The sequence below is a fragment of the Corallococcus sp. CA041A genome (genome assembly GCF_003612075.1).
Classification (GTDB): domain Bacteria; phylum Myxococcota; class Myxococcia; order Myxococcales; family Myxococcaceae; genus Corallococcus; species Corallococcus exiguus.
In genome coordinates, this window is the sequence record NZ_RAWF01000021.1 from 12,629 (window position 1) to 37,612 (window position 24,984).

Consider the following 24,984-nt stretch of genomic DNA (forward strand, 5'->3'; position numbering starts at 1 on the left):
ATGGGTTCTTCCTTGCCGCGTTCCCCTGAGCTGACGCCCTCGCATTCCACTCTCGTCGAAATCTTGCGCAGTCGGGCCGAGTCGCGGTCCGAACAGGCGCTGTACACGTTCCTGGATGACGCGGGGCAGGAAGACGGGACGCTGAGCTACGCGGGGCTGGATGCGCGGGCGCGGCGGATCGCGGTGGCGCTGCGGAAGGTGGCGAAGCCGGGCGAGCGCGTGATGCTGCTGTATCCGCCCGGCCTGGAGTACGTGGCGGGGTTCTTCGGGTGCCTCTACGCGGGGCTCGTCGCGGTGCCGGCGTATCCGCCGGATCCGATGCGGCTGGAGCGGACGCTGCCGCGCCTGCGCGCGATCATCCAGGACGCGAACGCGACGGTGGTGCTCACCACGTCCGGCATCCTGTCCATGACGGAGTTCGTCTTCGAGCAGGCGCCGGATCTGCGCTCGCTGCACTGGGTGGGGACGGACGAGATTCCGGCGGGTGGGGAAGCGGAGTGGACGCCGCCGGCGGTGGACGCGTCGACGCTGGCGTTCCTCCAGTACACGTCGGGGTCCACGGGCTCGCCCAAGGGCGTGATGCTGAGCCACGGCAACCTGGCTCACAACCTGGCGCTGATCACCGACGCGTTCGAGCTGGGCCCCAGCAGCTCGGCCGTCATCTGGCTGCCGCCGTACCACGACATGGGGCTCATCGGCGGCATCCTCACGCCGCTGTACGCGACGTTCCACGCGGCGCTGATGTCGCCGATGACGATGCTCAAGAACCCGCGCGTGTGGCTGGAGGCCATCACCCGCTACAAGGCCACCATCAGCGGCGGGCCGAACTTCGCGTTCGACCTGTGCATCCGGCGCATCCCGGCGGAGGAGCGTCAGTCGTTGGACCTGAGCTCGTGGCGGGTGGCGTTCACCGGCGCGGAGCCCATCCGTCCGGCGACGCTGGATCGCTTCGAGCAGGCCTTCGGGCCGCAAGGCTTCAAGCGGGAGTTCTTCTTCCCGTGCTACGGCCTGGCGGAGGCGACGCTGCTGGTGTCGGGCGGGCGCGTGGAGGCGCCGCCGGTGCGTTGCGCGCTGGATGCTCCGGCGTTGGAGCAGCGCCGGGCGGTGCTGGTGGACGCGGCGAAGCCGGAGGCGCGCGTCCTGGTGGGCTGCGGCGATGAGCGGCCGGGACACCCCGTGGCCATCGTGGATCCCCAGACGCGCGAGGCGTGCGCGCCCGGCGGCGTGGGTGAAATCTGGGTGCGCGGCCCCAGCGTGGCGCTGGGCTACTGGAACAAGCCGGAGGCGACGGCGGAGGCGTTCCATGCGCGAGTGAAGGGCACGGACGAAGGCCCGTTCCTGCGCACCGGCGACCTGGGCTTCATGCGGGACGGCGAGCTGTACGTCACCGGACGGGCCAAGGACCTGATCATCATCCGGGGCCGCAACCACTACCCGCAGGACATCGAGCAGACGGTGGAGGAGAGCCACCCCGCGCTGCGCGCTGGCAGCGTCGCGGCGGTGTCGCTGGAGGTGGCGGGCGAGGAGCGCCTGGTGGTGGTGCAGGAGATCGACCTGCGCAAGGCGGGCAACCTGCGCAAGCAGGTGGACATGGCGGAGGCGGCGGTGAAGGAGATCCGCCAGCGCGTCGCCGAGCGGCACGAGGTGCAGGTGCACGCCGTGGCGCTGATCGAGCCCGGCAGCATCCCGAAGACCTCCAGCGGGAAGATCCAGCGGCACGCGAGCAAGGCGCAGTTCCTCGCGGACGAGCTGCGCACGGTGCTGGTGTGGCGCGAGCCGGGGTTCGAGGAGGCGGAGGAGTCGGATGCCGCCGAGGCCTCGGAGCCCGCCGCGGCGCCGGTGCGCGAGGACGTGCCGGAGGCCGCGCGGGCCACGCTGACGTGGCTGGTGGAGCGCGTGGCGGAGCAGCTGAAGGTGCCGGCGAAGACGGTGGACGTGCGTGAGCCCATCACGCGCTACGGCCTGGATTCGCTGAGCGCGGTGGAGCTGGCGCACACGGTGGAGAAGGGGCTGGGGATCGCGCTGCCCATGGAGCTGCTGCTCCAGGGGCCGAGCCTGGTGGAGCTGGCGAAGCGCATCACGGCGTCGAAGCAGGAGCCGAAGGCGGCGGTGCTCGCGCCCCGGCCGCGTGGCGCCACGCAGCCGCTGTCGTTCGCGCAGCAGCGCCTGTGGTTCCTGGACCGGCTGGAGCAGGGCAGCGCGCTCTACAGCATCCCGGGCGCGGTGCGGCTGGACGGAGCGCTGGACGCGGAGGCGATGCGCCGGAGCCTGGAGGAGATCGTCCGCCGGCACGAGTCGCTGCGCACGACGTTCCGCGAGGAGAACGGCGAGGCGGTGCAGCTCATCCACCCGGCGAAGGCCTTCGAGCTGCCGGTGGTGGACCTGACGGGCTTCCCGGAGGCGTCGCGCGAGGAGGAGGCGCGGCGGTGCGTGGATGAAGAGGCCGGGCGCCCGTTCGACCTGGGCGCGGGTCCGCTGGTGCGCGCGCGGTTGCTCAAGCTGGGTGAAGCGAAGCACGTGTTGCTGGTGACGATGCACCACATCGTCTCCGACGGCTGGTCCATGGGCGTGCTCGTGCGTGAAGTCGCCGCGCTCTACGACGCGTTCCGTGGCGGGCGGGGGTCCCCGCTGCCGGCGCTGAAGGTGCAGTACGCGGACTTCGCGCAGTGGCAGCGGGAGTGGCTGCTGGGCGGCGTGTTGGAGAAGCAGGTCGGCTACTGGAAGCAGCAGTTGTCCGGAGCGCCCGCGGTGCTGGAGCTGCCCACGGACTTCGCACGTCCGGCGGCGCAGACGTACCGCGGCGCGACGGTGCCGGTGAAGCTGGGCGCGGAGCTGAGCAAGGCGCTGGGCGCGCTGGCGAAGAAGGAAGGCGTCACGCCGTACATGCTGCTGCTGGCGGCGTTCCAGGTGCTGCTGGGGCGCTACTCGGGGCAGGACGACATCTCGGTCGGTTCGCCCATCACGGGACGTTCGCGCGCGGAGACGGAGGGCCTCATCGGCTTCTTCGTCAACACGCTGGTGCTGCGCACGAAACTGGAGGGCAATCCGTCCTTCCGCGCGCTGCTGGCCCAGGTGAAGGAGACGACGCTGGGTGCGTACGCGCGCCAGGACGTGCCGTTCGAGAAGCTGGTGGAGGAGCTGCAGCCGCAGCGCAGCCTCAGCCACGCGCCGCTGTTCCAGGTGATGTTCGTGTTGCAGCAGGACGTGCTGCCGCACTTCCGTCTGCCGGGCGTGGAGCTGTCGCCGTACGACGTGGAGTCGAAGACGGCGAAGTTCGACCTGACGCTCTACCTGACGGAGACGGCGGGCGGGCTGGACGGGACGCTCGAGTACAACACGGACCTGTTCGCGGCGGCGACGGCGCGGCGGATGATGGAGCACCTGCGGGTGCTGCTGGAGTCGCTGCTCACGGATCCGGGAGCGAAGCTGTCCGACCTGTCGCTGATGGGCGCGCAGGAGAAGCAGACGCTGCTGAAGGACGTGTCGGGGACGGACCTGTCGGCCCCGGTGAGCGGGACGATGCAGGCCCTGTTCGAGGCGCAGGTGGCTCGCACGCCGGATGCGCCCGCGGTCCACTTCGATGGACAGGCGCTGACGTACGCGCAGCTGGACGCGCAGGCGAATCAGCTGGCGCACCACCTGCGCGGCATGGGCGTGGGCCCGGACACGCTGGTGGGCGTGAGCCTGGAGCGTTCGGCGCGGATGGTGGTGGCGCTGCTGGGCGTGTTGAAGGCGGGCGGCGCCTACGTGCCGCTGGATCCTGCATACCCGAGTGATCGTCTGGGCTGGATGTTGGAAGACGCGCAGGCGCCGGTGCTGCTGACGCAGCAGAAGCTGCTGGGCGTGCTGCCTGAGCACTCCGCGAAGGCCGTCTGCGTGGACACGGACTGGGCCGTGATCGCGCGGCAGCCGACGACGCCTGTCACGGCGAGCACGGGCGTGGGGAACCTGGCGTACGTGCTGTACACGTCGGGTTCGACGGGCCGTCCGAAGGGCGTGGCCATCGAGCAGCGCAGCGTGGTGGCCTTCCTGCACTGGGCGACGGCGACCTTCACGAAGCAGCAGCTGGCGGGTGTGTTGGCGGCGACGTCGCTGAACTTCGACCTGTCCGTGTTCGAAGTCTTCGCGCCGTTGACCAGCGGTGGTGCCGTCATCGTCGCGGAGAACGCGCTGGCGCTGCCGACGCTGAAGGACGCGGGCCGCGTGACGCTGGTGAACACGGTGCCCTCCGCGATGGCGGAGTTGGTGCGCAGCCAGGGCGTGCCGGAGTCGGTGCGCACGGTGAACCTCGCGGGCGAGCCGCTGCTGAACCGGCTGGCGCAGCCGCTGTACGGACTGAAGCACGTGGAGGGCGTCTACAACCTCTACGGCCCGACGGAAGACACGACGTATTCGACGTACACGCGGGTGGAGAAGGGTGCCGCGTGTGAGCCAACGATTGGCCGTCCGCTGACGGGCTCGCGGGCGTACGTGCTGGACGCGTGGCTGCGTCCAGTGCCGCAGGGCGTGCCGGGCGAGCTGTACATCGCGGGCGCGGGCCTCGCGCGCGGCTACCTGGCGAAGCCTTCGCTGACGGCGGAGCGTTTCGTGCCGAACCCGTTCAGCACCGACGCGGGCGCGCGGATGTACCGCACGGGCGACCGGGTGCGTTGGCTGGCAACGGGCGAGCTGGAGTACCTGGGCCGCATCGACTTCCAGGTGAAGGTGCGTGGCTTCCGCATCGAACTGGGCGAGGTGGAGTCGGCGCTCGCGTCGCAGCCCGGCGTGCGTGAGTCGGTGGTGGTGGTGCGTGAGGACGTGCCGGGCGACAAGCGCCTTGTGGCGTACGTGGCGGGCGCGTCTCTGGACGTGGCGGAGCTGCGCAAGGGACTGAAGTCGCGGCTGCCGGAGTACATGGTGCCGTCGGCGTTCGTGGTGATGAACGCGCTGCCGCTGACGCCCAACGGGAAGGTGGACCGCAAGGCGCTGCCGGTGCCGGAGGCCCAGTCGCGGAGCCAGTACGTGGCGCCGCGCACGGCGACGGAGGAGCAGGTGGCCACGCTCTTCGCGCAGTTGCTGCGCGTGGAGCGCGTGGGCGCGGAGGATTCGTTCTTCGAGCTGGGCGGACACTCGCTGCTGGCGATGCAGCTGTCCTCCCGGCTGCGCACGGCCTTGGGCGTCGAGGTCCCGCTGCGTTCGCTCTTCGAGCTGAACTCGGTGGCCTCGCTCGCGTCGTTCGTCGACGGGAAGAAGCAGCAGGCGGAGGCCGCGAACCTGCCGCCGCTGAAGCGGGTGTCGCGAGAGGGCGTGCTGCCGCTGTCGTTCGCGCAGCAGCGCCTGTGGTTCCTGGACCGGTTGGAGCAGGGGAGCGCGCTCTACAACGTGCCGGGCGCGGTGCGTCTGGATGGCGCGCTGGACGTTGAAGCCCTGCGGCTGACGCTCCAGGAGATCGTCGCGCGGCACGAGTCGCTGCGCACGACGTTCCGTGAGGACAACGGTCAGGCGGTGCAGATCATCCACGCGGCGGGCCGGATGGACCTGCCCGTGGTGGACCTGTCGGTCGCGGGTGAGGCAGAGATTCAGCGCCGGGTGAACGAAGAGGCCGTGCGTCCGTTCGATCTGGGCACGGGTCCGCTCTTCCGCGCTCAGTTGCTGAAGCTGGGAGAAGCGAAGCACGTACTGCTGGTGTCGATGCACCACATCGTCTCCGACGGCTGGTCGCTGGGCGTCCTCGTGCGCGAGATGGCCGCGCTCTACGAGGCGCACTCGCAGGGCCGCGCCATGCCGCTGCCGGAGCTGGCGGTGCAGTACGCGGACTTCGCGCAGTGGCAGCGGGAGTGGCTGCTGGGCGGCGCGCTGGAGAAGCAGGTCGGCTACTGGAAGCAGCAGTTGGCCGGGGCTCCGGCGATGTTGGAGCTGCAGACGGACTTCGCGCGTCCGGCGGTGCAGACGTACCGCGGCGCGACGGTGCCGGTGAAGCTGGGCACTGACCTGAGCCACTCGCTGAACGCGCTGGCGAAGCAGGAAGGCGTCACGCCGTACCAGCTGCTGCTGGCGGCATTCCAGGTGCTGTTGGCGCGGTACACGGGCCAGGACGACATCTCGGTGGGCTCGCCCATCGCGGGCCGCACGCAGGCGGAGACGGAGGGCCTCATCGGCTTCTTCGTCAACACGCTGGTGTTGCGCACGAAGCTTTCAGGCAACCCGAGCTTCCAGCAGCTCCTGAAGCAGGTGCGCGAGACGACGCTGGGCGCGTACGCGCACCAGGATGTGCCGTTCGAGAAGCTGGTGGAGGAACTCCAGCCGCAGCGAAGCCTGAGCCATGCGCCGCTGTTCCAGGTGATGTTCGCGCTGCAGCAGGACGTGCTGCCGCACCTGAAGCTGTCGGGCATGGAGCTGTCGCCGTACGAGGTGGAGTCGAAGACGGCGAAGTTCGACCTGACGCTCTTCCTCACGGAGACCGCGGGCGGACTGGAAGGGACGCTCGAGTACAACTCGGACCTGTTCACGGCGGCGACGGCGCGGCGGATGACGGAGCACCTGCGGGTGCTGCTGGAGTCCGTGGCGGTGCGGCCCATGGCGAAGGTGTTCGACCTGTCGCTGATGGGCGCGCAGGAGAAGCAGACGCTGCTGCTGGACGTGTCGGGGACGGACCTGCCGGCCCCGGTGACCGGGACGATGCAGGCACTCTTCGAGGCGCAGGTCGCGCGCACGCCGGATGCAGCGGCCGTCTACTTCGATGGAGAGGTGCTGACGTACGCGCAGCTGGAGGCGCAGTCGAACCAGCTGGCGCATCACCTGCGTGGCATGGGCGTGGGCCCGGACATGCTGGTGGGCGTGAGCCTGGAGCGCTCCGCACGGATGGTGGTGGCGCTGCTGGGCGTGCTGAAGGCAGGCGGCGCCTACGTGCCGTTGGATCCGGCGTACCCGCAGGATCGCCTGGGCTGGATGTTGGAGGACGCGCAGGCGACGGTGGTGCTGACGCAGCAGAAGTTGCTGGGCGTGCTCCCTGCGCACTCGGCGCGCAACGTGTTCCTGGATACCGATTGGGAGAACATCTCCAAGAACCCTGCTTCGCGCGTCGATGCGCGCACGGGCGTGAGGAATCTGGCGTACGTGCTGTACACGTCGGGTTCGACGGGCCGTCCGAAGGGCGTGGCCATCGAGCAGCGCAGCGTGGTGGCCTTCCTGCACTGGGCGACGACGTTCTTCACGCCGCAACAGCTGTCGGGCATGTTGGCGTCGACGTCGCTGAACTTCGACATCTCAGTGTTTGAAGTCTTCGCGCCGCTGAACATCGGTGGTTCCGTCATCGTCGCGGAGAACGCGCTGGCGCTCCCGACGATGAAGGACGCGAGCCGGGTGACGCTGGTGAACACCGTGCCCTCCGCGATGGCGGAGTTGCTGCGCAGCCAAGGCGTTCCGGAGACGGTGCGCACGGTGAACCTCGCCGGTGAGCCGTTGCTGAACCGGCTGGCGCAGGCGGTGTACGGGCTGAAGAACGTGGAGGCCGTCTACAACTTCTACGGCCCGACGGAAGACACGACGTATTCGACGTACTTGCGAGTGGAGAAAGGCGCGGCGCGGGAGCCGACCGTTGGCCGTCTCCTGACGGGCTCGCGGGGGTACGTGCTGGATGCGTGGCTGCGTCCGGTACCGCAGGGCGTGCCGGGCGAGTTGTACATCGCGGGTGCGGGCCTCTCGCGAGGCTACCTGGCGAAGCCTGCTCTGACGGCGGAGAGGTACGTCCCCAACCCCTTCAGCCAGGAGCCCGGCGCGCGGATGTACCGCACGGGCGACCGCATCCGCTGGTTGCCGAATGGCGAGCTGGAGTACCTGGGCCGCATCGACTTCCAGGTGAAGGTGCGTGGCTTCCGCATCGAACTGGGCGAAGTGGAGTCGGTGCTGTCCACGCAGCCCGGCGTGCGCGAGTCCGTGGTGATGGTGCGCGAGGACGTGCCCGGCGACAGGCGCCTGGTGGCGTACGTGGCGGGTTCGCCCCTGGACGTGGCGGAGCTGCGCAAGGGCCTGAAGGCGCGGCTGCCGGAGTACATGGTGCCGTCGGCGTTCGTGGTGTTGAGCGCACTGCCTCTGAATCCGAACGGGAAGGTGGACCGCAAGTCGCTGCCGGTTCCGGAGGCCCAGGTGGCGCAGGGCCAGTACGTGGCTCCGCGCACTGCGACGGAAGAGCAGGTCGCGACGATCTTCGCGCAGCTGCTGCGCGTGGAGCGCGTGGGCGCGGAGGACTCGTTCTTCGAACTGGGCGGACACTCGCTGCTGGCGATGCAGCTGGTCTCCCGGCTGCGCACGGCCTTCGGCGCCGAGGTCCCGCTGCGTTCGCTCTTCGAGCTGAGCACGGTGGCTTCGCTCGCGGCGTTCGTGGATACGGCCGTGTCAGGCCGTGATGCGTCCAAGGCCCCGGCGATCACGCCTCGGCCCCGGAGCGCCACGGAGTCGCTGTCGTTCGCGCAGCAGCGTCTGTGGTTCCTGGACCAGCTGGAGCAGGGCAGCGCCTTCTACAACGTGGCGGGCGGTGTGAAGCTGGAGGGCGCGCTGCATGTGGAAGCCATGCGGCGGGCCCTGGAAGAGATCGTCCGCCGGCATGAGTCGCTGCGCACGACCTTCCGCGATGAGAACGGTCAGGCGGTGCATGTCATCCACCCGGCGAAGGTCTTCGAGCTGCCGGTGGTGGATGTCTCCGGTGCACAGGACACGGAAGCGCGGCGGCTGGCGGAGGAAGAAGCCGCGCGCCCGTTCGATCTGGGCACGGGTCCGCTCTTCCGCGCGAAGCTGCTGAAGCTGGGAGAAGCGAATCACGTGCTGCTGGTGACGATGCACCACATCGTCTCCGACGGCTGGTCCATGGGCGTGCTCGTGCGTGAGGTCGCCGCGCTCTACGAGGCCCAGGTCCTCAACCAGAAGTCGCCGCTGCCGGAGCTGGCGGTGCAGTACGCGGACTTCGCGCAATGGCAGCGGGAGTGGCTGCTGGGCGGGGTGCTGGAGAAGCAGGTCGGCTACTGGAAGCAGCAGCTGTCCGGAGCGCCCGCGGTGCTGGAGCTGCCCACGGACTTCGCGCGTCCCGCGGTGCAGACGTACCGCGGCGCGACGGTGCCGGTGAAGCTGGGCGTGGACCTGAGCCGCACGCTGAACGCGCTGGCGAAGCAGGAAGGCGTCACGCCGTACCAGCTGCTCCTGGCGGCGTTCCAGGTGCTGCTGTCTCGCTACAGCGGGCAGGACGACATCTCGGTGGGCTCGCCCATCGCGGGCCGCACGCAGGCGGAGACGGAGGGCCTCATCGGCTTCTTCGTCAACACGCTGGTGCTGCGCACGAAGCTGGCGGGCAACCCGAGCTTCCAGCAGGTGCTGAAGCAGGTGCGTGAGACGACGCTGGGCGCGTACGCGCACCAGGACGTGCCGTTCGAGAAGCTGGTGGAAGAACTCCAGCCGCAGCGCAGCCTGAGCCACGCGCCGCTGTTCCAGGTGATGTTCGCGTTGCAGCAGGACGTGCTGCCGCACCTGAAGTTGTCGGGCGTGGAGCTGTCGCCGTACGAAGTTGACGCGAAGTCCGCGAAGTTCGACCTGACGCTGTCGCTGACGGAGACGGCGGGCGGCCTGGAAGGAACGCTGGAGTACAACACGGACCTGTTCGCGGCGGCGACGGCGCGGCGGATGACGGAGCACCTGCGGGTGCTGCTGGAGTCCGTGGCGGTGCGGCCCATGGCGAAGCTGTCCCAGCTCGCGCTGATGGGTGAGCAGGAGCGTCACCAGGTGCTGGTGGCGTGGAACGACACTCGCGGCGACGTCACGGGTGACGTGACGTTCCCGGTGCTCTTCGAGGCCCAGGTGCGTCGCGCGCCGGACTCGCAGGCGCTGGTGTTCGAGGATGCCTCGCTGACGTACGCGCAGCTGGACGCGCGGGCGAACCAGCTGGCGCACCACCTGCGCACGCTGGGCGTCGGGCCCGAGGTGCGTGTGGCGCTCTGCGTGGAGCGTTCGCTGGAGCTGGCGGTGGCGATGCTCGGCATCCAGAAGGCCGGTGGCGCCTTCGTGCCGTTGGATCCGTCCTACCCGCGTGAGCGCCTGTCCTTCATGCTGGAGGACAGCGGCGCGCCCGTGCTGGTGACGCAGGAATCGCTGAGCCAGCAGCTGCCCTCCGACGGCCTGCGCGTCGTGCGCATGGACGTGGAGGCGACGCACCTCCGGACGCTGCCGGAGACCGCTCCGGCCTCCAGCGCCAACGCCGACACCCTGGCGTACGTCATCTACACGTCCGGCTCCACGGGCCGCCCCAAGGGCACGCTCCTGCCGCACCGGGGCCTCAACAACACCGCCCGGCAGGCCGCCGCGGCGAAGGGCCTGGGTACGGGCCGCCGCGCGTTGCAGTACGCGGCGTCCAGCTTCGACGCCAGCGTGTGGGAGGTGTTCAGCACGCTCGTGTCCGGGGCCACGCTGGTGCTCGCGCCTCGCGACCGCCTGCTGCCGGATGAGCCGCTGCGCACGCTGCTGAAGTCGCAGCGCATCACCACCGTGACGCTGACGCCGTCGGTGCTCGCGCAGTTGAGCACGGACGGACTGGACGGGCTGTCCACCATCGTCTCCGCCGGTGAGGCGCTGAGCGTGGAGATGGCTCGCAAGTGGGGGCAGGGGAGGACGCTGATCAACGCGTACGGCCCCACCGAGACCACGGTCTGCGCGACCCTTACGCACGGCGGTGTCCGGGCGGAGCGCCTGACCATCGGCAAGCCGCTGGCGAACGTGCAGGTGTACGTGCTGGATGCCCTGCACCATCCGGTGCCCGTGGGTGTCGCGGGCGAGCTGTACGTCGCGGGTGAAGGCCTGGCGCGCGGCTACCAGGGCCGGCCGGACATGACGGCGGAGAGGTTCGTCCCCAACCCGTTCAGCCAGGAGCCCGGCGCGCGGCTGTACCGCACCGGCGACCGCGTGCGCTGGCTGGCCGAGGGCGAGCTCGAATACCTGGGCCGCATCGACCACCAGGTGAAGGTGCGTGGCTTCCGCATCGAACTGGGTGAAATCGAGGCCGTGCTGCTGCGCCACTCGGACGTGCGTGAGGCGGCGGTCGTGGTGCGCGAGGACGTCCCGGGCGACAAGCGGCTCGTCGGCTACGTCGTTCCGCAGCCGGAGCGGACGGTGGACGCGGCCTCGCTGCGCAAGCACCTGAAGGACGGCGTGCCGGAGTACATGGTGCCGTCGGCGTTCGTGGTGCTGGACGCACTGCCGATGACGCCCGCTGGCAAGGTGGACCGCAAGGCCCTGCCAGCCCCCACGGGTGCGCTCACGCGTCCGGATGCCTACGTGGCCCCGCGCACGTCGACGGAAACGCGCGTGGCGGCCCTCTTCGCGCGCGTGCTCACCGTGGAGCGCGTGGGCGCGGAGGATTCGTTCTTCGAACTGGGCGGCCACTCACTGATGGCCACGCAGTTGGTGTCGCGTCTGCGCGGCGAGTTCCAGGTGGAGCTGCCCCTGCGCGCGCTCTTCGAGTCTCCGACGGTGGCCGCCCTGGCCGCCCGCGTGGACGAGGCCACCGGCGCCGAGCGGAAGTTCAAGACGCCGCCGCTCAAGCCCGCGTCGCGTGAGGGCTCGCTGCCGCTGTCGTTCGATCAGGAGCGCCTCTGGCTCTTCGAGCAGCTCACGCCGGGCACGCCCATCTACAACGTGCCCAGCGCGGCGCGTTTGACTGGCGACCTGGACGTCGACGTGCTCCGCCGCGGCCTGGAGGAGATCGTCCGGCGCCACGATGCGCTGCGCACCGTCTTCCATCAGGACGCGTCCGGCGCGCCCGTGCAGGTCATCCTGCCGGCGAAGCCGTTCGTGCTGCCCGTGGTGGACCTGTCCTCGCTGCCCGCCGACCAGGCGGAGGCCGAGGCCCGGAAGCACCTGAACGCGGAGGCCGCCCGGCCGTTCGACCTGGTTCAGGGCCCGCTCCTGCGCGCCCAGCTCCTGAAGCTGAGCGCGCGCGAGCACGTGCTGTGCCTCGCCATGCACCACATCGTGGTGGATGGCTGGGCCGTGGGCGTGTTCATGAACGAGCTCCAGGCGCTCTACACCTCGTTCTCGCGCGGAGAGCCCTCGCCGCTGCCCGCGCTGCCCGTGCAGTACGCGGACTACACCCTCTGGCACCGCCAGTGGCTGAGCGGCGACGTGCTGGAGCAGCAGATCTCCTGGTGGAAGAAGCAGCTCGCCGGAGCGCCCCGCATCGCGCTGCGCACGGACGCGCCGCGTCCCGCGGGCGACCGCTTCCACGGTGACAGCCGCCGCTTCCACCTGTCCCCGGACCTCACGTCCCGCATCGAAGCGCTGGGGCGAGGGGAGGGCGCTACGCTGTTCATGGTGCTGCTCGCCGCGTTCGACGCGCTCCTGCACCGCCGCACCGGCCAGGACGACATCGTCGTGGGCACGGACATCGCGAACCGCGCCCGCGAGGAGCTGGAGTCCCTGGTCGGCTTCTTCACCAACCAGCTTGTCCTGCGCACGCAGGTGTCGGGCGACCTGTCCTTCCGCTCGCTGCTGGACCGCGTGCGCAAGGGGACCCTGGACGCCTACGAGCACCAGGACCTGCCCTTCGGCACGCTGGTGCAGGCGCTCAAGCCGCCGCGCGAGCCGGGTGGCCAGCTCTTCAACGTGAAGTTCGTGCTGGAGAACGCGCCGCTGCCGCCGCTCCAGCTCCCCGGCCTGGAGCTGAGCCTCCTGGACGCGGAGACGAACGGGACCGCGAAGTGGGACCTGCTCGTCGTCGTGTTCCCGTGGCAGGGCGGGCTCACCGTCACGGTGGAGCACAACACGGACGTGCTCGATCGCGCGTCGGTGGAGCGCCTGTTCGCCCACTTCGAGTCGCTGCTGCGCGCCGTCGTGGACGACCCCGAGCTCCGCATCGGCACGCTGCCGCTGCTCACGCCGGATGAGCGCAACACGCTCGCCGCGTGGAACGACCGCCCGCGGACGTACCCGCACGGCCAGCCCGTGTCGCGCGTCTTCGAGGCGCAGGCCGCCCGCACCCCGGACGCGGTCGCCGTCAGCTTCGAGGGCGAAACGCTCACCGCTTCGCAGCTCAACGCGCGCGCCAACCAGCTCGCGCACCACCTGCGCGCCCTGGGCGTCAGGCCCGGCAAGCGCGTGGGTGTGTCCCTGGAGCGTTCGCTGGACCTCGTCGTGGCGGTGCTGGGCATCGCCAAGGCGGGCGGCGCGTACGTGCCGCTCGACCCCAGCTTCCCCACCGAACGCCTCTCGATGCTCATCGAGGACGCGGGCCTGTCCGCGCTCGTCAGCGTCTCCGCGATCGCGGACGAGCTGCCCGCGCAGTGGCTCCAGGTGATCTGCCTGGATGACGACGCTGCCGCGCTCGCGAAGCGTTCGGACGCCAACCTCGACACCGCGCCGAGCGGCGAGGACGAGCTGTACGTCCTCTACACCTCCGGCTCCACGGGTCGCCCCAAGGGCGTGTCCGTGCCCCACCGCGCCGTGGTGCGCCTGGTGTGCGGTCCGGAGTGGGTGAGCCTGTCGTCGAAGGACGTGTTCCTCCAGCTGGCGCCGCTCGCGTTCGACGCGTCCACCTTCGAGCTGTGGGGCGCGATGCTCAACGGCGCGAAGCTCGCCGTGTTCCCGCCGCGCGCGCCCACCCTGGACGAACTGGGGGAGGTCATCAACCGCGAGGGCGTGAGCACCTTGTGGCTCACCGCCGGTTTGTTCCACCAGATGGTGGACGGCAACCTGGACGGCCTGCGTCCCGTGCGCCAGCTCCTGGCGGGTGGTGACGTGCTGTCCCCCGCGCACGTGCTGCGCGTGATGGAGCAGCTGCCGGGCTGCCGCGTCATCAACGGCTACGGCCCCACGGAGAACACGACGTTCACCGCGTGCTACCCGGTGGAGTACGCGGGCGCGCTGGGCATCTCCGTGCCCATCGGCCGTCCCATCAACGGCACGCGCGTGCACGTCCTCAACGCGTCCCTGCAGCCCGTGCCCCTGGGCGCCCCCGGCGAGTTGTTCGCGGGCGGCGACGGCCTGGCGCATGGCTACCTGAACCAGCCGGAGCTGACGGCGGAGAAGTTCATCCCGGATCCGTTCAGCACCGTGCCGGGCGCGCGGCTGTACCGCACCGGCGACCAGGTCCGCTTCCGCGCGGACGGCGCCCTGGAGTTCCTTGGCCGCATCGATCAGCAGGTGAAGGTGCGTGGCTTCCGCATCGAGCCGGGCGAGATTGAAACGGCGCTGCGCGGACACGCGTCCGTGCTCGACGTCACCGTCGCCGTGCAGGAGGTCGCGGGCGAGAAGGCCCTGGTGGCCTACGTCGTCACGGAAGAGGGCGCGGAGCCGCTTGGCGTGGACACGATGCGTGCGTTCCTGCACGACAAGCTGCCCGCGTACATGGTGCCCACGGCGCTGATGGCGCTGGACGCGCTGCCGCTCACGCCCAACGGCAAGGTGGACCGCCGCGCGCTGCCCGTGCCCGGCAGCGAGCGTCCTCAGATGTCCACCGCGTACGCCGCGCCTCGCACCATGGAGGAGACCGCGCTGTGCGAGGTCTGGGCGGAGGTGCTGGGCGTGGAGCGCGTCGGTATCGACGACAGCTTCTACGACCTGGGCGGTGACTCCATCCGCAGCATCCAGCTCATCGCGAAGCTGCGCGAGCGCGGGTTGGATCTGCCCATGGTGGAGCTGCTGCGTCAGCCCACCATCCGCGCGCTGGGGAACCTGGTGCACGCGGCCCCGTCGAAGGCCGCGGCGCAGGCCGTCCCTGGCTCGGAGCCCTTCAGCCTGCTGTCCGAAGCGGACCGCGCGCGCCTCCCCGCGGATGTGGAGGATGCGTATCCGGTGGCCGTGCTCCAGGCCGGCATGCTCTTCCAGAGCGAGCTGGACCAGGCGTCCGGCATGTACCACGACGCCACCAGCTACCACCTGGAGATGGCGCTCGATGAGGCGAAGATGCGCCAGCTGCTGGCCGAGCTGGCTCGCCGCCACGCCATCCTGCGCACGTCGTTCGACCTCACCGGTTACGAGCAGCCGTTGCAGTTCGTGCACCGCGAGGCCCAGGTGCCGCTGGAGCTCCACGACGTGCGCCACGTGCCCGCCGCGGAGCAGGACGCGCTGTTGCGCAGGCTCGTGGAAGCGGACCGCTGCCGTCCGTTCGACTGGAACCGCGCGCCGCTGCTGCGCTTCGCGATCTACCGGCGCACGGAGAAGACGCTCCAGTTCTCGCTCATCTTCCACCACGCCATCCTGGATGGTTGGAGCCTCGCGACGCTGTTGTCGGAGCTGTTCCGCGGCTACGTGAACCTGCTGCGCGGCACGCCGGCCCCGGAGGCGGCGCCGCTGGCCGTCACCTACCGTCAGTTCGTCGCGCTGGAGCACCAGTCGCTCACCTCCGGCGAGGGCGAGCAGTTCTGGAAGTCGCGCCTGTCGGAAGTGGACCGTCCTGCTCCTCGCGCGCCGCTGCCCGCGGGCCAGGAGCCGGTGCTGAGCATGCGGCAGGTCGACGTGCCCGCCGCGCTCCAGGAAGGACTGCAGCGCGTGGCACAGGCGGTCAACGTGCCGCTGAAGACCGTGCTGCTGGCGGCGCACCTGCGCGTGCGTGCGCTGATGGAGGGACAGCGCTCGGTGGTGACGGGAGTGGTCTCCAACGGACGTCCGGAGACGGCCGACAGTGAGCGCATGGTGGGCCTGTTCCTCAACAGCATCCCGTTCCCGGTGACGCTGGCGGACGGCTCGTGGCTGGACCTGGTGCGCCAGGTCTCGAAGGCGGACGGCGACATCTGGCCGCACCGCCGCTACCCCATGGGCCGGTTGCAGCAGCAGCTGGGTGGCCAGCGGCTGTTCGAGACCATCTTCAACTTCGTCCACTTCCACGTGGCCGGAGGCCTGTCGCAGCTCGAAGGCGTGCGCCTGCTGGAGGAGACGCCGTCCACCGCGTGGATGGAGCTTCCGCTGAGCACGCTGTTCCTCCAGCGCCCGGACACCGGCGCGCTGATGCTCGTGCTGCGCACCAACGGCACGCAGCGCGACGCGGACCAGACGGAGGCGCTGGCGGGCTACTACTTCCGCGCCCTCGAAGCGATGGCCGCCAACCCGCACGCGCGTCACGAGCACGCGCGGCTGCTGCCGGACGCGGAGCGCCAGAAGCTGCTGGTGGATTGGAACGCCACGGCCTCGGCGTCCGCGGGCGACACCCTCGTCCATGAGCGCTTCGCCGTCCACGCGGCCCGCACGCCGGACGCCGTGGCGGTGGTCTGCGACGACGGCCAGCTCACCTACGGGGAGCTGAACCGCAGGGCCAACCAGCTCGCGCACTGGCTGCGCGCGCGCGGCGTGGGCCCGGATGCGCGCGTGGGTCTGCTCACCGAGCGCACCCCGGACGCCATCGTCGGCATGCTGGGCATCCTCAAGGCCGGCGGCGCGTACGTGCCGCTGGATCCGTCGCATCCTCCGGAGCGCCTGCGCACGGTGCTGGAGGACGCGGCGGCTTCGCTCGTGGTCACCCAGGCCTCGCTCGCCGAGCACGTGGCGGACGCCTCCAGGGGACACGTGTGCCTGGACTCCGACGCCGGGTTGCTCTCGCGCGAGCGTGAGGACGACCCGAAGCGGTTGGGTGACGCGAGCTCCCTGGCCTACGTCATCTTCACGTCCGGCTCCACGGGCCGGCCCAAGGGCGTGGCCATCGAGCACCGTCAGCTCAACCACTACGTGGAGGGCGTGACGCTGCGCCTGGAGTTGCCCCCGGCGGCGAGCTTCGCGTCGGTGTCCACGCTGGCCGCGGACCTGGGCCACACCGCCGTCTTCCCGACGCTGCGCGGCGGCGGCACGCTGCACCTCATCTCCCGCGACCGCGCCTCCGATCCGGCCGCGCTGGGCGACTACTTCCAGCGCCACGCGGTGGACTGCTTGAAGATCGTCCCCTCGCACCTGACGGCGCTCCTGTCGTCGCCGTCGCCCGAGCGCGTCCTGCCTCGCAAGCGGCTGGTGCTGGGCGGTGAGGCGTCCGATCCGGCGCTCGTGGCGCGCGTGCACGCGCTGGTGCCCGGACTCGAAGTCTTCAACCACTACGGCCCCACAGAGACCACGGTCGGCGTGCTGACGTGGAAGGTGGAGCGGGGCACGCAGCTGTCGGCCACGGCCTCCGTGCCGCTGGGCCGTCCGTTGCCCAATGCTCGGATGTACGTGCTGGACGCGGCGCTGCAGCCCGTCCCCGTGGGCGTGCCCGGCGAGCTGTTCATCGGCGGCGCGGGCGTGGCCCGGGGCTACCTGGGACAGCCCGGCCTCACGATGGAGCGCTTCCTGGCGGATCCGTTCCACGCGGAGCCCGGCGCGCGCGTGTACCGCACGGGCGACCGCGTCCGCTACCTGCCGGACGGCGCGCTGGAGTTCCTGGGCCGCGTCGACTTCCAGGTGAAGGTGCGCGGCTTCCGCATCGAGCTGCCTGAAATCGAGGCGGCGATGAGCGGCCTGCCCGGCGTCGCGGAAGTCGCCGTGCTGGCGCGCGAGGATGTGCCGGGCGACAAGCGCCTGGTGGCCTACGTCGTCGCGGTGCCCGGCCACACGCTGGAGGCCGGGGCGCTGCGCCAGGGCCTGAAGACGCGGCTGCCGGACTACATGGTGCCGTCCGCCTTCGTCATGCTGGACGCGCTGCCCCTCACGTCCAACGGCAAGGTGGACCGCCGCGCGCTGCCCGCGCCGGAGCAGGAGACCGAAGCAGGCCGCGCCCACGTGGCCCCGCGCACTCCCACCGAGGAGCTGATCGCGGGCCTGTGGTCGAAGTTGCTGGGCGTGGAGCGCGTGGGTGCGAAGGATGACTTCTTCGTGCTCGGCGGACACTCGCTGCTGGCGACGCAGATGATCTCCCGCATCCGGAGCGCGTTCCGCGTGGAGCTGCCCCTGCGCGCGCTCTTCGAGGCGACCACGGTGGAGACGCTCTCCGCTCGCGTGGATGAGGCGGTCCGCCAGGGCTTCGGCCTGGAGGCACCGGCCATCGTGCCGCTGTCTCGCGAGAACACGCTGCCGCTATCGTTCGCGCAGCAGCGCCTCTGGTTCCTGGATCAGCTGGAGCCGGACAGCGCGTTCTACAACATCGCCGCGCCGGTGATGCTGGACGGCGCGCTGGAAGTGGCCCCGCTGGAGCAGGCCTTCACGGAGCTGGTGCGCCGGCATGAAGTGCTGCGCACCACCTTCCGCGCGGAGGGTGGCAACCCGGTGCAGGTCGTCCACCCGGCGGCCGCCATGCCGCTGCCGCTCGTGGACCTCACGCACCTGCCGGAGGCGGAGCGCGAGGCGAAGGCGCAGCGTCTGGCGGACGAGGACGCGGGCAGGCCGTTCAACCTGGCCACGGGCCCGCTGCTGCGCGCCACGCTGGTGCGCATCTCGGACGTGCGCCACATGCTGCTGCTCACGGTGCACCACATCGTGTCCGACGGCTGGTCGCGCGGCGTGCTCGTGCGCGAAGTGGCCGCGCTCTACGAGGCCTTCCGCCAGGGCAAGCCGTCGCCGCTGCCGGAGCTGCCGGTGCAGTACGCGGACTACTCGGGCTGGCAGCGTGGCTGGCTCCAGGGCGACGTGCTGAAGAAGCAGGTCGGCTACTGGAAGCAGCAGCTGACCGGCGCGCCCTCCGCGCTGGAATTGCCCACGGACTTCCCGCGCCCGGCGGTGCAGACGTACCGCGGTGAGACGCTGCCCTTCACGCTGCCGCGCGAGCTGTCGGATGCCCTGCGCGCCCTGGCGCTGAAGGAAGGCGTCACGCCGTACATGCTGCTGCTCACCGCGTGGCAGGTGCTGCTGGCGCGCCACGCGGGCCAGGACGACGTCACGGTGGGTTCGCCCGTGGCCGGCCGTGGCCGCATGGAGACCGAAGGCCTCATCGGCTTCTTCATCAACACGCTCGTGCTGCGCACGCGGCTGGAAGGGGACCCCTCGTTCCGCCAGGTGCTCGCGCGGGTGCGGGAGTCGGTGCTGGGCGCGCACGCGCACCAGGAAGTGCCGTTCGAGAAGCTGGTGGAAGAGCTGCAGCCGGTGCGCGACACCAGCCGCTCGCCGCTCTTCCAGGTGTGGTTCGTGCTGCACCAGGAGCTGGCGGCGAAGCTGTCCGTGCCGGGCCTCACGCTGAGCGCCTACGAGGCGGAAGCGCGCACCGCGAAGTTCGACCTGGCCCTGTCCATGCTGGACGCGGCGGACGGCTTCGTGGGCCGCCTGGAGTACAACTCCGACCTGTTCGCCCGTGCGACCGCGGAGCGGATGATGGCGCGCCTGCACGTGCTGCTGGCGGGCATCGTGACGAAGCCCGAGGCGCCCGTGGGTGATCTGCCCCTGCTGTCCGCCGAGGAGCGGCACCAGGTGCTGGTGGGCTGGAACAGCGTCCGCGCGGAGTTGCCGGGCGAGGCGACCATCCACTCGCTCATCGAAGCGCACGCGGAGGCCACGCCGGACGCGGTGGCCCTCGTGTACGAGGACCAGTCGCTCACGTACGCGGAGCTGGACGTGAAGGCGAACCAGCTGGCGCACCACCTGCGCCGCCGGTACGTCGGACGCGAGGTGCGCGTGGCGCTCTGCCTGGAGCGCTCGCTGGATCTCGTGGTGGGCATGCTCGGCATCCTCAAGGCCGGTGGCGCGTTCATCCCGTTGGATCCGTCGTACCCGGTGGAGCGGCTCGACTACATGCTGTCGGACTCGGGCGCGCCGGTGCTGGTGACGCAGGAGTCGCTGATGGACTCGCTGCCCACCGACGGCCGCCTGACCATCCAGCTGGACATGGACGTGGACGCCATCGAGCGGATGCCGGAAGAGGCGCCGCGCACGGGCGTGTCCGCCCACAACCTGGCGTACGTCATCTACACGTCCGGCTCCACGGGCCGTCCCAAGGGCACGCTGCTCCAGCACCAGGGCCTGGTGAACACGGCCCTGCGCGCCGCCGCGGCGAAGCGGGTGGGGCCGGGCAGCCGCGTGTTGCAGTACGCGGCGTCCAGCTTCGATGCCAGCGTCTGGGAGATCTTCAGCACCCTGGCCGCGGGCGCCACGCTGGTGCTCGCGCCGCGCGACCGGCTGATGCCGGACGAGCCGCTGCGCACGCTGCTGAAGGAGCAGGGCATCACCACCGCCACGCTGACCCCGTCGGTGCTCGCGCAGCTGAGCACGGAAGGGCTGGAGGGTCTGCGCAGCGTGGTGTCCGCCGGTGAAGCGCTGAGCGTGGAGCTGGCGCGCAAGTGGGGCGCGGGGCGCCTCATGATCAACGCCTACGGCCCCACGGAGGCCACGGTCTGCGCGACGCTGACCGAAGGCGGCGTCAACCCCGAGCGGATCACCATCGGCAAGCCGTGGGCGAACGCGCAGGTGTACGTGCTGGACGCGTCGCAGCGTCCGGTGCCGGTGGGCGTGGGCGGTGAGCTGTACATCGGCGGCGTGGCGCTGGCGCGTGGCTACCAGGGCCGGCCGGACCTGACGGCGGAGAAGTTCGTGCCGCATCCGTTCAGCACGGACGCGGGCGCGCGGCTGTACCGCACGGGTGACCGCGTGCGCTGGCTGGCGACGGGCGAGCTGGAGTACCTGGGCCGCATCGACTTCCAGGTGAAGGTGCGTGGCTTCCGCATCGAGCTGGGCGAAGTCGAGTCCGTGCTGCTGCACCACACGGACATCCGTGAGGCGGCGGTGGTGGTGCGCGAGGACGTGCCGGGCGACAAGCGCCTGGTGGCCTACGTCGTCGCGCAGGAGGACACGGAGCTGGACGTGGCGGAGCTGCGCCGCCACCTGAAGGGCGAGGTGCCGGAGTACATGGTGCCGTCCGCCTTCGTGGTGCTGGAGTCGCTGCCGATGACGCCCGCGGGCAAGGTGGACCGCAAGGCGCTGCCCGCGCCGTCCGACTCCCGCACGGAGCGCAGCGAGGCGGAGTTCGCCGCGCCGCGCACGCCGACGGAGGAGATGCTCGCCACGGTCTGGACGGAGATCCTGGACGTGAAGCGGGTAGGGGTGCGCGACAACTTCTTCGACCTGGGCGGGCACTCGCTGCTGGCCACGCAGGTCGCTTCGCGCATCCGCGAGGCGTTCGGCGTGGAGCTGCCGCTGCGCGCGCTCTTCGAAGCGCCCACCATCGCGGACCTGGCCCAGCGCGTGGATCAGTCCGTGCGTTCGGAGCAGGGACTCCAGGCTCCGCCCATCGTGCCGCTGTCGCGCGAGGGCTCGCTGCCGCTGGGTCTTGCCCAGCAGCGGTTGTGGTTCCTGGACCAGATGGAGCCGGACAGCGCGTTCTACAACATCGTGCTGCCCGTCCGTCTGGAGGGTGAGCTGGACGTGGGAGTGCTGGAGCGGACCTTCACGGAGCTGGTGCGCCGCCACGAATCGCTGCGCACCACGTTCCACGCGGAAGGCGATCAGCCCGTGCAGCGCATCCACGCGCCCACGCCTGCGTCGCTCAACGTCGTGGACCTGAGCAGCCTGCCGGACGCGGAGCGCGAGGCCGAGGCGAAGCGTCTGGCCGACGCGGAGACCAACCGCGGCTTCAAGCTGGCCACGGGGCCGCTCATGCGCGCCCTCATCCTGCGCATGTCGCAGACGGAGCACGTGCTGCTCCTGTCGCTGCACCACATCATCACGGACGGCTGGTCCATGAGCCTGCTCGTCCGGGAAATCGCCGCGCTCTACGCGGCCTTCCGCGAGGACAAGCCGTCGCCGCTGCCGGAGCTGCCGGTTCAGTACGCGGACTACGCGGGCTGGCAGCGCGACTGGCTGCGCAGCGACGTGATGAGCAAGCACGTGGAGTACTGGCGGCAGCAGCTGTCCGGCGCGCCCTCCGCGCTGGAGCTGCCCACGGACTTCCCGCGCCCGGCGGTGATGACGTACTCGGGCGGCGGCGTGGCGGTGAAGGTGCCGCATCCGTTGTCGCAGCGGATCAAGGCGCTGTGCCGCGAGAAGGGCGTGACGCCGTTCATGTTCCTGCTGGCGGCGTGGCAGGTGCTCCTGGCGCGCCACGCGGGCCAGGACGACATCAGCGTGGGTTCTCCGGCCGCGGGCCGCGGGCACTCGTCGACGGAGGGCATCATCGGCTTCTTCGTCAACACGCTGGTGCTGCGCGCGAAGCTGGAGGGCAACCCGTCCTTCCGCGACGTGCTGACCCAGGTGCGTGACACGGTGCTGTCCGCGCACGTCCACCAGGAGGTCCCGTTCGAGAAGCTGGTGGAGGAACTGCACCCGGTGCGCGACACCAGCCGCTCGCCGCTCTTCCAGGCCATGTTCGTGCTCCAGGCGGAGGATCTGTCCGGTCAGGTGTCCGTGGCCGGCCTCACGCTGAAGACGTTCGAGGCCGAAGCGCGCACGGCGAAGTTCGACATGTCCCTGTCGCTGGCGGACGCGTCCGAGGGCTTCCTGGGCCGGCTCGCGTACAACTCCGACCTGTACTCCCGCGCCACCGCCGAACGGCTGGTGCAGCACCTGGTGATGATGCTGGAAGGCATCGCCACGGACATGGACCAGCGCGTGATGGCGCTGCCCCTGATGACGGAGGACGAGGCGCGGCAGGCGCTGGTGGTGTGGAACGACACCCGCGTGGAGTTCCCGCGCGAGGCGTGCATCCAGTCGTTCATCCAGGCGCATGCCCGCGCCACGCCGGACGCCGTGGCGCTCGTCTACGAGGACACGTCGCTCACGTTCGCGCAGCTGGACGCGAAGGCGAACCAGCTGGCGCACCACCTGCGCACCCTGGGCGTCGCGCCGGAAGTGCGCGTGGCGCTCTGCCTGGACCGCTCGCTGGATCTGGTGGTCGGCATGCTGGGCGTGCTCAAGGCCGGCGGCGCGTTCGTACCGCTCGACCCGGCGTACCCCATCGACCGGCTCGACTACATGCTGGAGGACAGCGGCGCCACGGTGCTCGTGACGCGCGGCGAGCCCATGCCGGGCCTGCACGCGGAAGACCGTGTCGGGCTGCACCTGGATGACGTGCGGGACGTGCTCCAGGCACTGCCCACCACGGCGCCGTCCGTGAACATGACCTCCGCCAACCTGGCGTACGTCATCTACACGTCCGGCTCCACGGGCCGCCCCAAGGGCACGCTGCTCCAGCACCAGGGCCTGGTGAACACGGCCATCCAGGCGGGCCGCGCGCACCGCTACGCGCCGGGCAGCCGGGTGCTGCAGTACGCGGCGTCCAGCTTCGACGCCAGCGTGTGCGAGGTGTTCGGCACGCTCGTCGCCGGGGCCACGCTGGTGCTCGCGCCGCGCGACCGGCTGCTGCCGGATGAGCCGCTGCGCACGCTGCTCCAGGAGCAGCGCATCACCGCCATCACCCTGACGCCGTCGGTGCTCGCGCAGCTGGGCACGGAAGGGCTGGAGGGCCTGCGCACCGTCATCTCCGCCGGCGAGGCGCTGAGCGTGGAGCTGGCGCGCAAGTGGGGCGAAGGGCGCTTGATGATCAACGCCTACGGCCCCACGGAGGCCACGGTCTGCGCGACGCTGACCGAGAACGGCGCGAACCCGGAGCGGCTCACCATCGGCAAGCCGTGGGCGAACGTGCAGGTGTACGTGCTGGATGACGCGCTCCGGCCCCAGCCGACGGGCGTCCCGGGCGAGCTGTACGTGGCGGGCGCGGGCCTGGCGCGTGGCTACCAGGGCCGGCCGGACCTGACGGCGGAGCGGTTCATCCCGAACCCGTTCAGCCAGGAGCCGGGTGCCCGGCTGTACCGCACGGGTGACCGCGTGCGGTGGACGTCCCTGGCCGAGCTCGAGTACCTGGGCCGCATCGACTCCCAGGTGAAGGTGCGCGGCTTCCGCATCGAGCTGGGTGAGGTCGAATCCGTGCTGCTGCACCACGCGGAGGTGCGTGAGGCGGCGGTGGTGGTGCGCGAGGACGCGCCGGGCGACAAGCGCCTGGTGGCGTACGTCGTGCCCCAGGCCGCGGGCACGCTGGACGCGGTGGAGCTGCGCCGCCACCTGAAGACCGAGGTGCCGGAGTACATGGTGCCTTCGGCCTTCGTGGTGCTGGAAGCGCTGCCGCTGACGCCCGCCGGCAAGATTGACCGCAAGGCCCTGCCCGCGCCGACGGGCGAGGTGTCGCGCACGCGCACCTTCGTGGCCCCGCGCACGCCGACGGAGGAGTTGCTCGCGGCCCTCTTCGCGCAGCTGTTGGGCGTGGAGCGCATGGGCGTGGAGGACCACTTCTTCGAGATGGGTGGCCACTCGCTCATGGCCACGCGGCTGGCGTCGCGCATCCGCGAGGCCTTCGACGTGGAGCTGCCGCTGCGGACGCTCTTCGAGGCGCCCACGGTGTCGGACCTGGCCCGGCGCGTGGACGCGCTCGTGGCGCAGGGCAGGGGCGTGAGGGCGCCGCCGCTCGTGCCGCTGCCGCGCGCGGAGCGGATGCCGCTGTCGTTCGCCCAGCAGCGGTTGTGGTTCCTCAACCAGCTGGAGCCGGACAGCGCCTTCTACAACCTCCCGCTGCCGGTGCGGCTGGAGGGCACGCTGGACGTGTCCGCGCTGGAGCGCGCCTTCACGGAGCTGGTGCGCCGCCACGAATCGCTGCGCACCACGTTCCCCATGCGCGACGGCCAGCCCGCGCAAGTCGTCCACCCGGCCGCGACGCTGCCGATTCAGGTGGTGGACCTGTCCGGTCAGCCCGAGGACGTCCGCGAGGCCGAGGCCCAGCGTCGGGCCAACGAAGAGGCGCAGCGTCCGTTCCACCTGGCGAACGGTCCGTTGCTGCGCGTGAAGCTGCTCAAGCTGGAGGCCCAGCGGCACGTGCTGCTCGCGACGATGCACCACATCGTCTCCGACGGCTGGTCCATGGGCGTGCTGGTGCGGGAGATGGCGGCCCTCTACGAGGCCTTCGCCTCCGGCCGCGCGCCGTCCCTGCCGGAGTTGCCGGTGCAGTACGCGGACTACGCGGGCTGGCAGCGCGGCTGGTTGCAGGGTGACGTGCTGGCCCAGCAGATGGCGTACTGGAAGCAGCAGCTGACTGGCGCGCCCGCCGCGCTGGAGCTGCCCACGGACCGCCCGCGTCCGGCGGTGCAGACGTACCGGGGCGCCAGCGTG

1 protein-coding gene (running past one end of the window) is annotated in these 24,984 nt (G+C 70.8%); it reads left to right on the forward strand.

Annotation, left to right across the window (positions count from 1 at the left end):
• On the forward strand, positions 1-24,984 hold the 5' portion of the coding sequence (locus D7V77_RS06380) for a non-ribosomal peptide synthase/polyketide synthase (RefSeq protein ID WP_120575381.1). 6,528 nt of this gene lie beyond the right edge of the window; 24,984 of the gene's 31,512 nt are visible here — the first part of the coding sequence; it begins with the start codon at positions 1-3; its stop codon lies beyond the right edge, outside the window.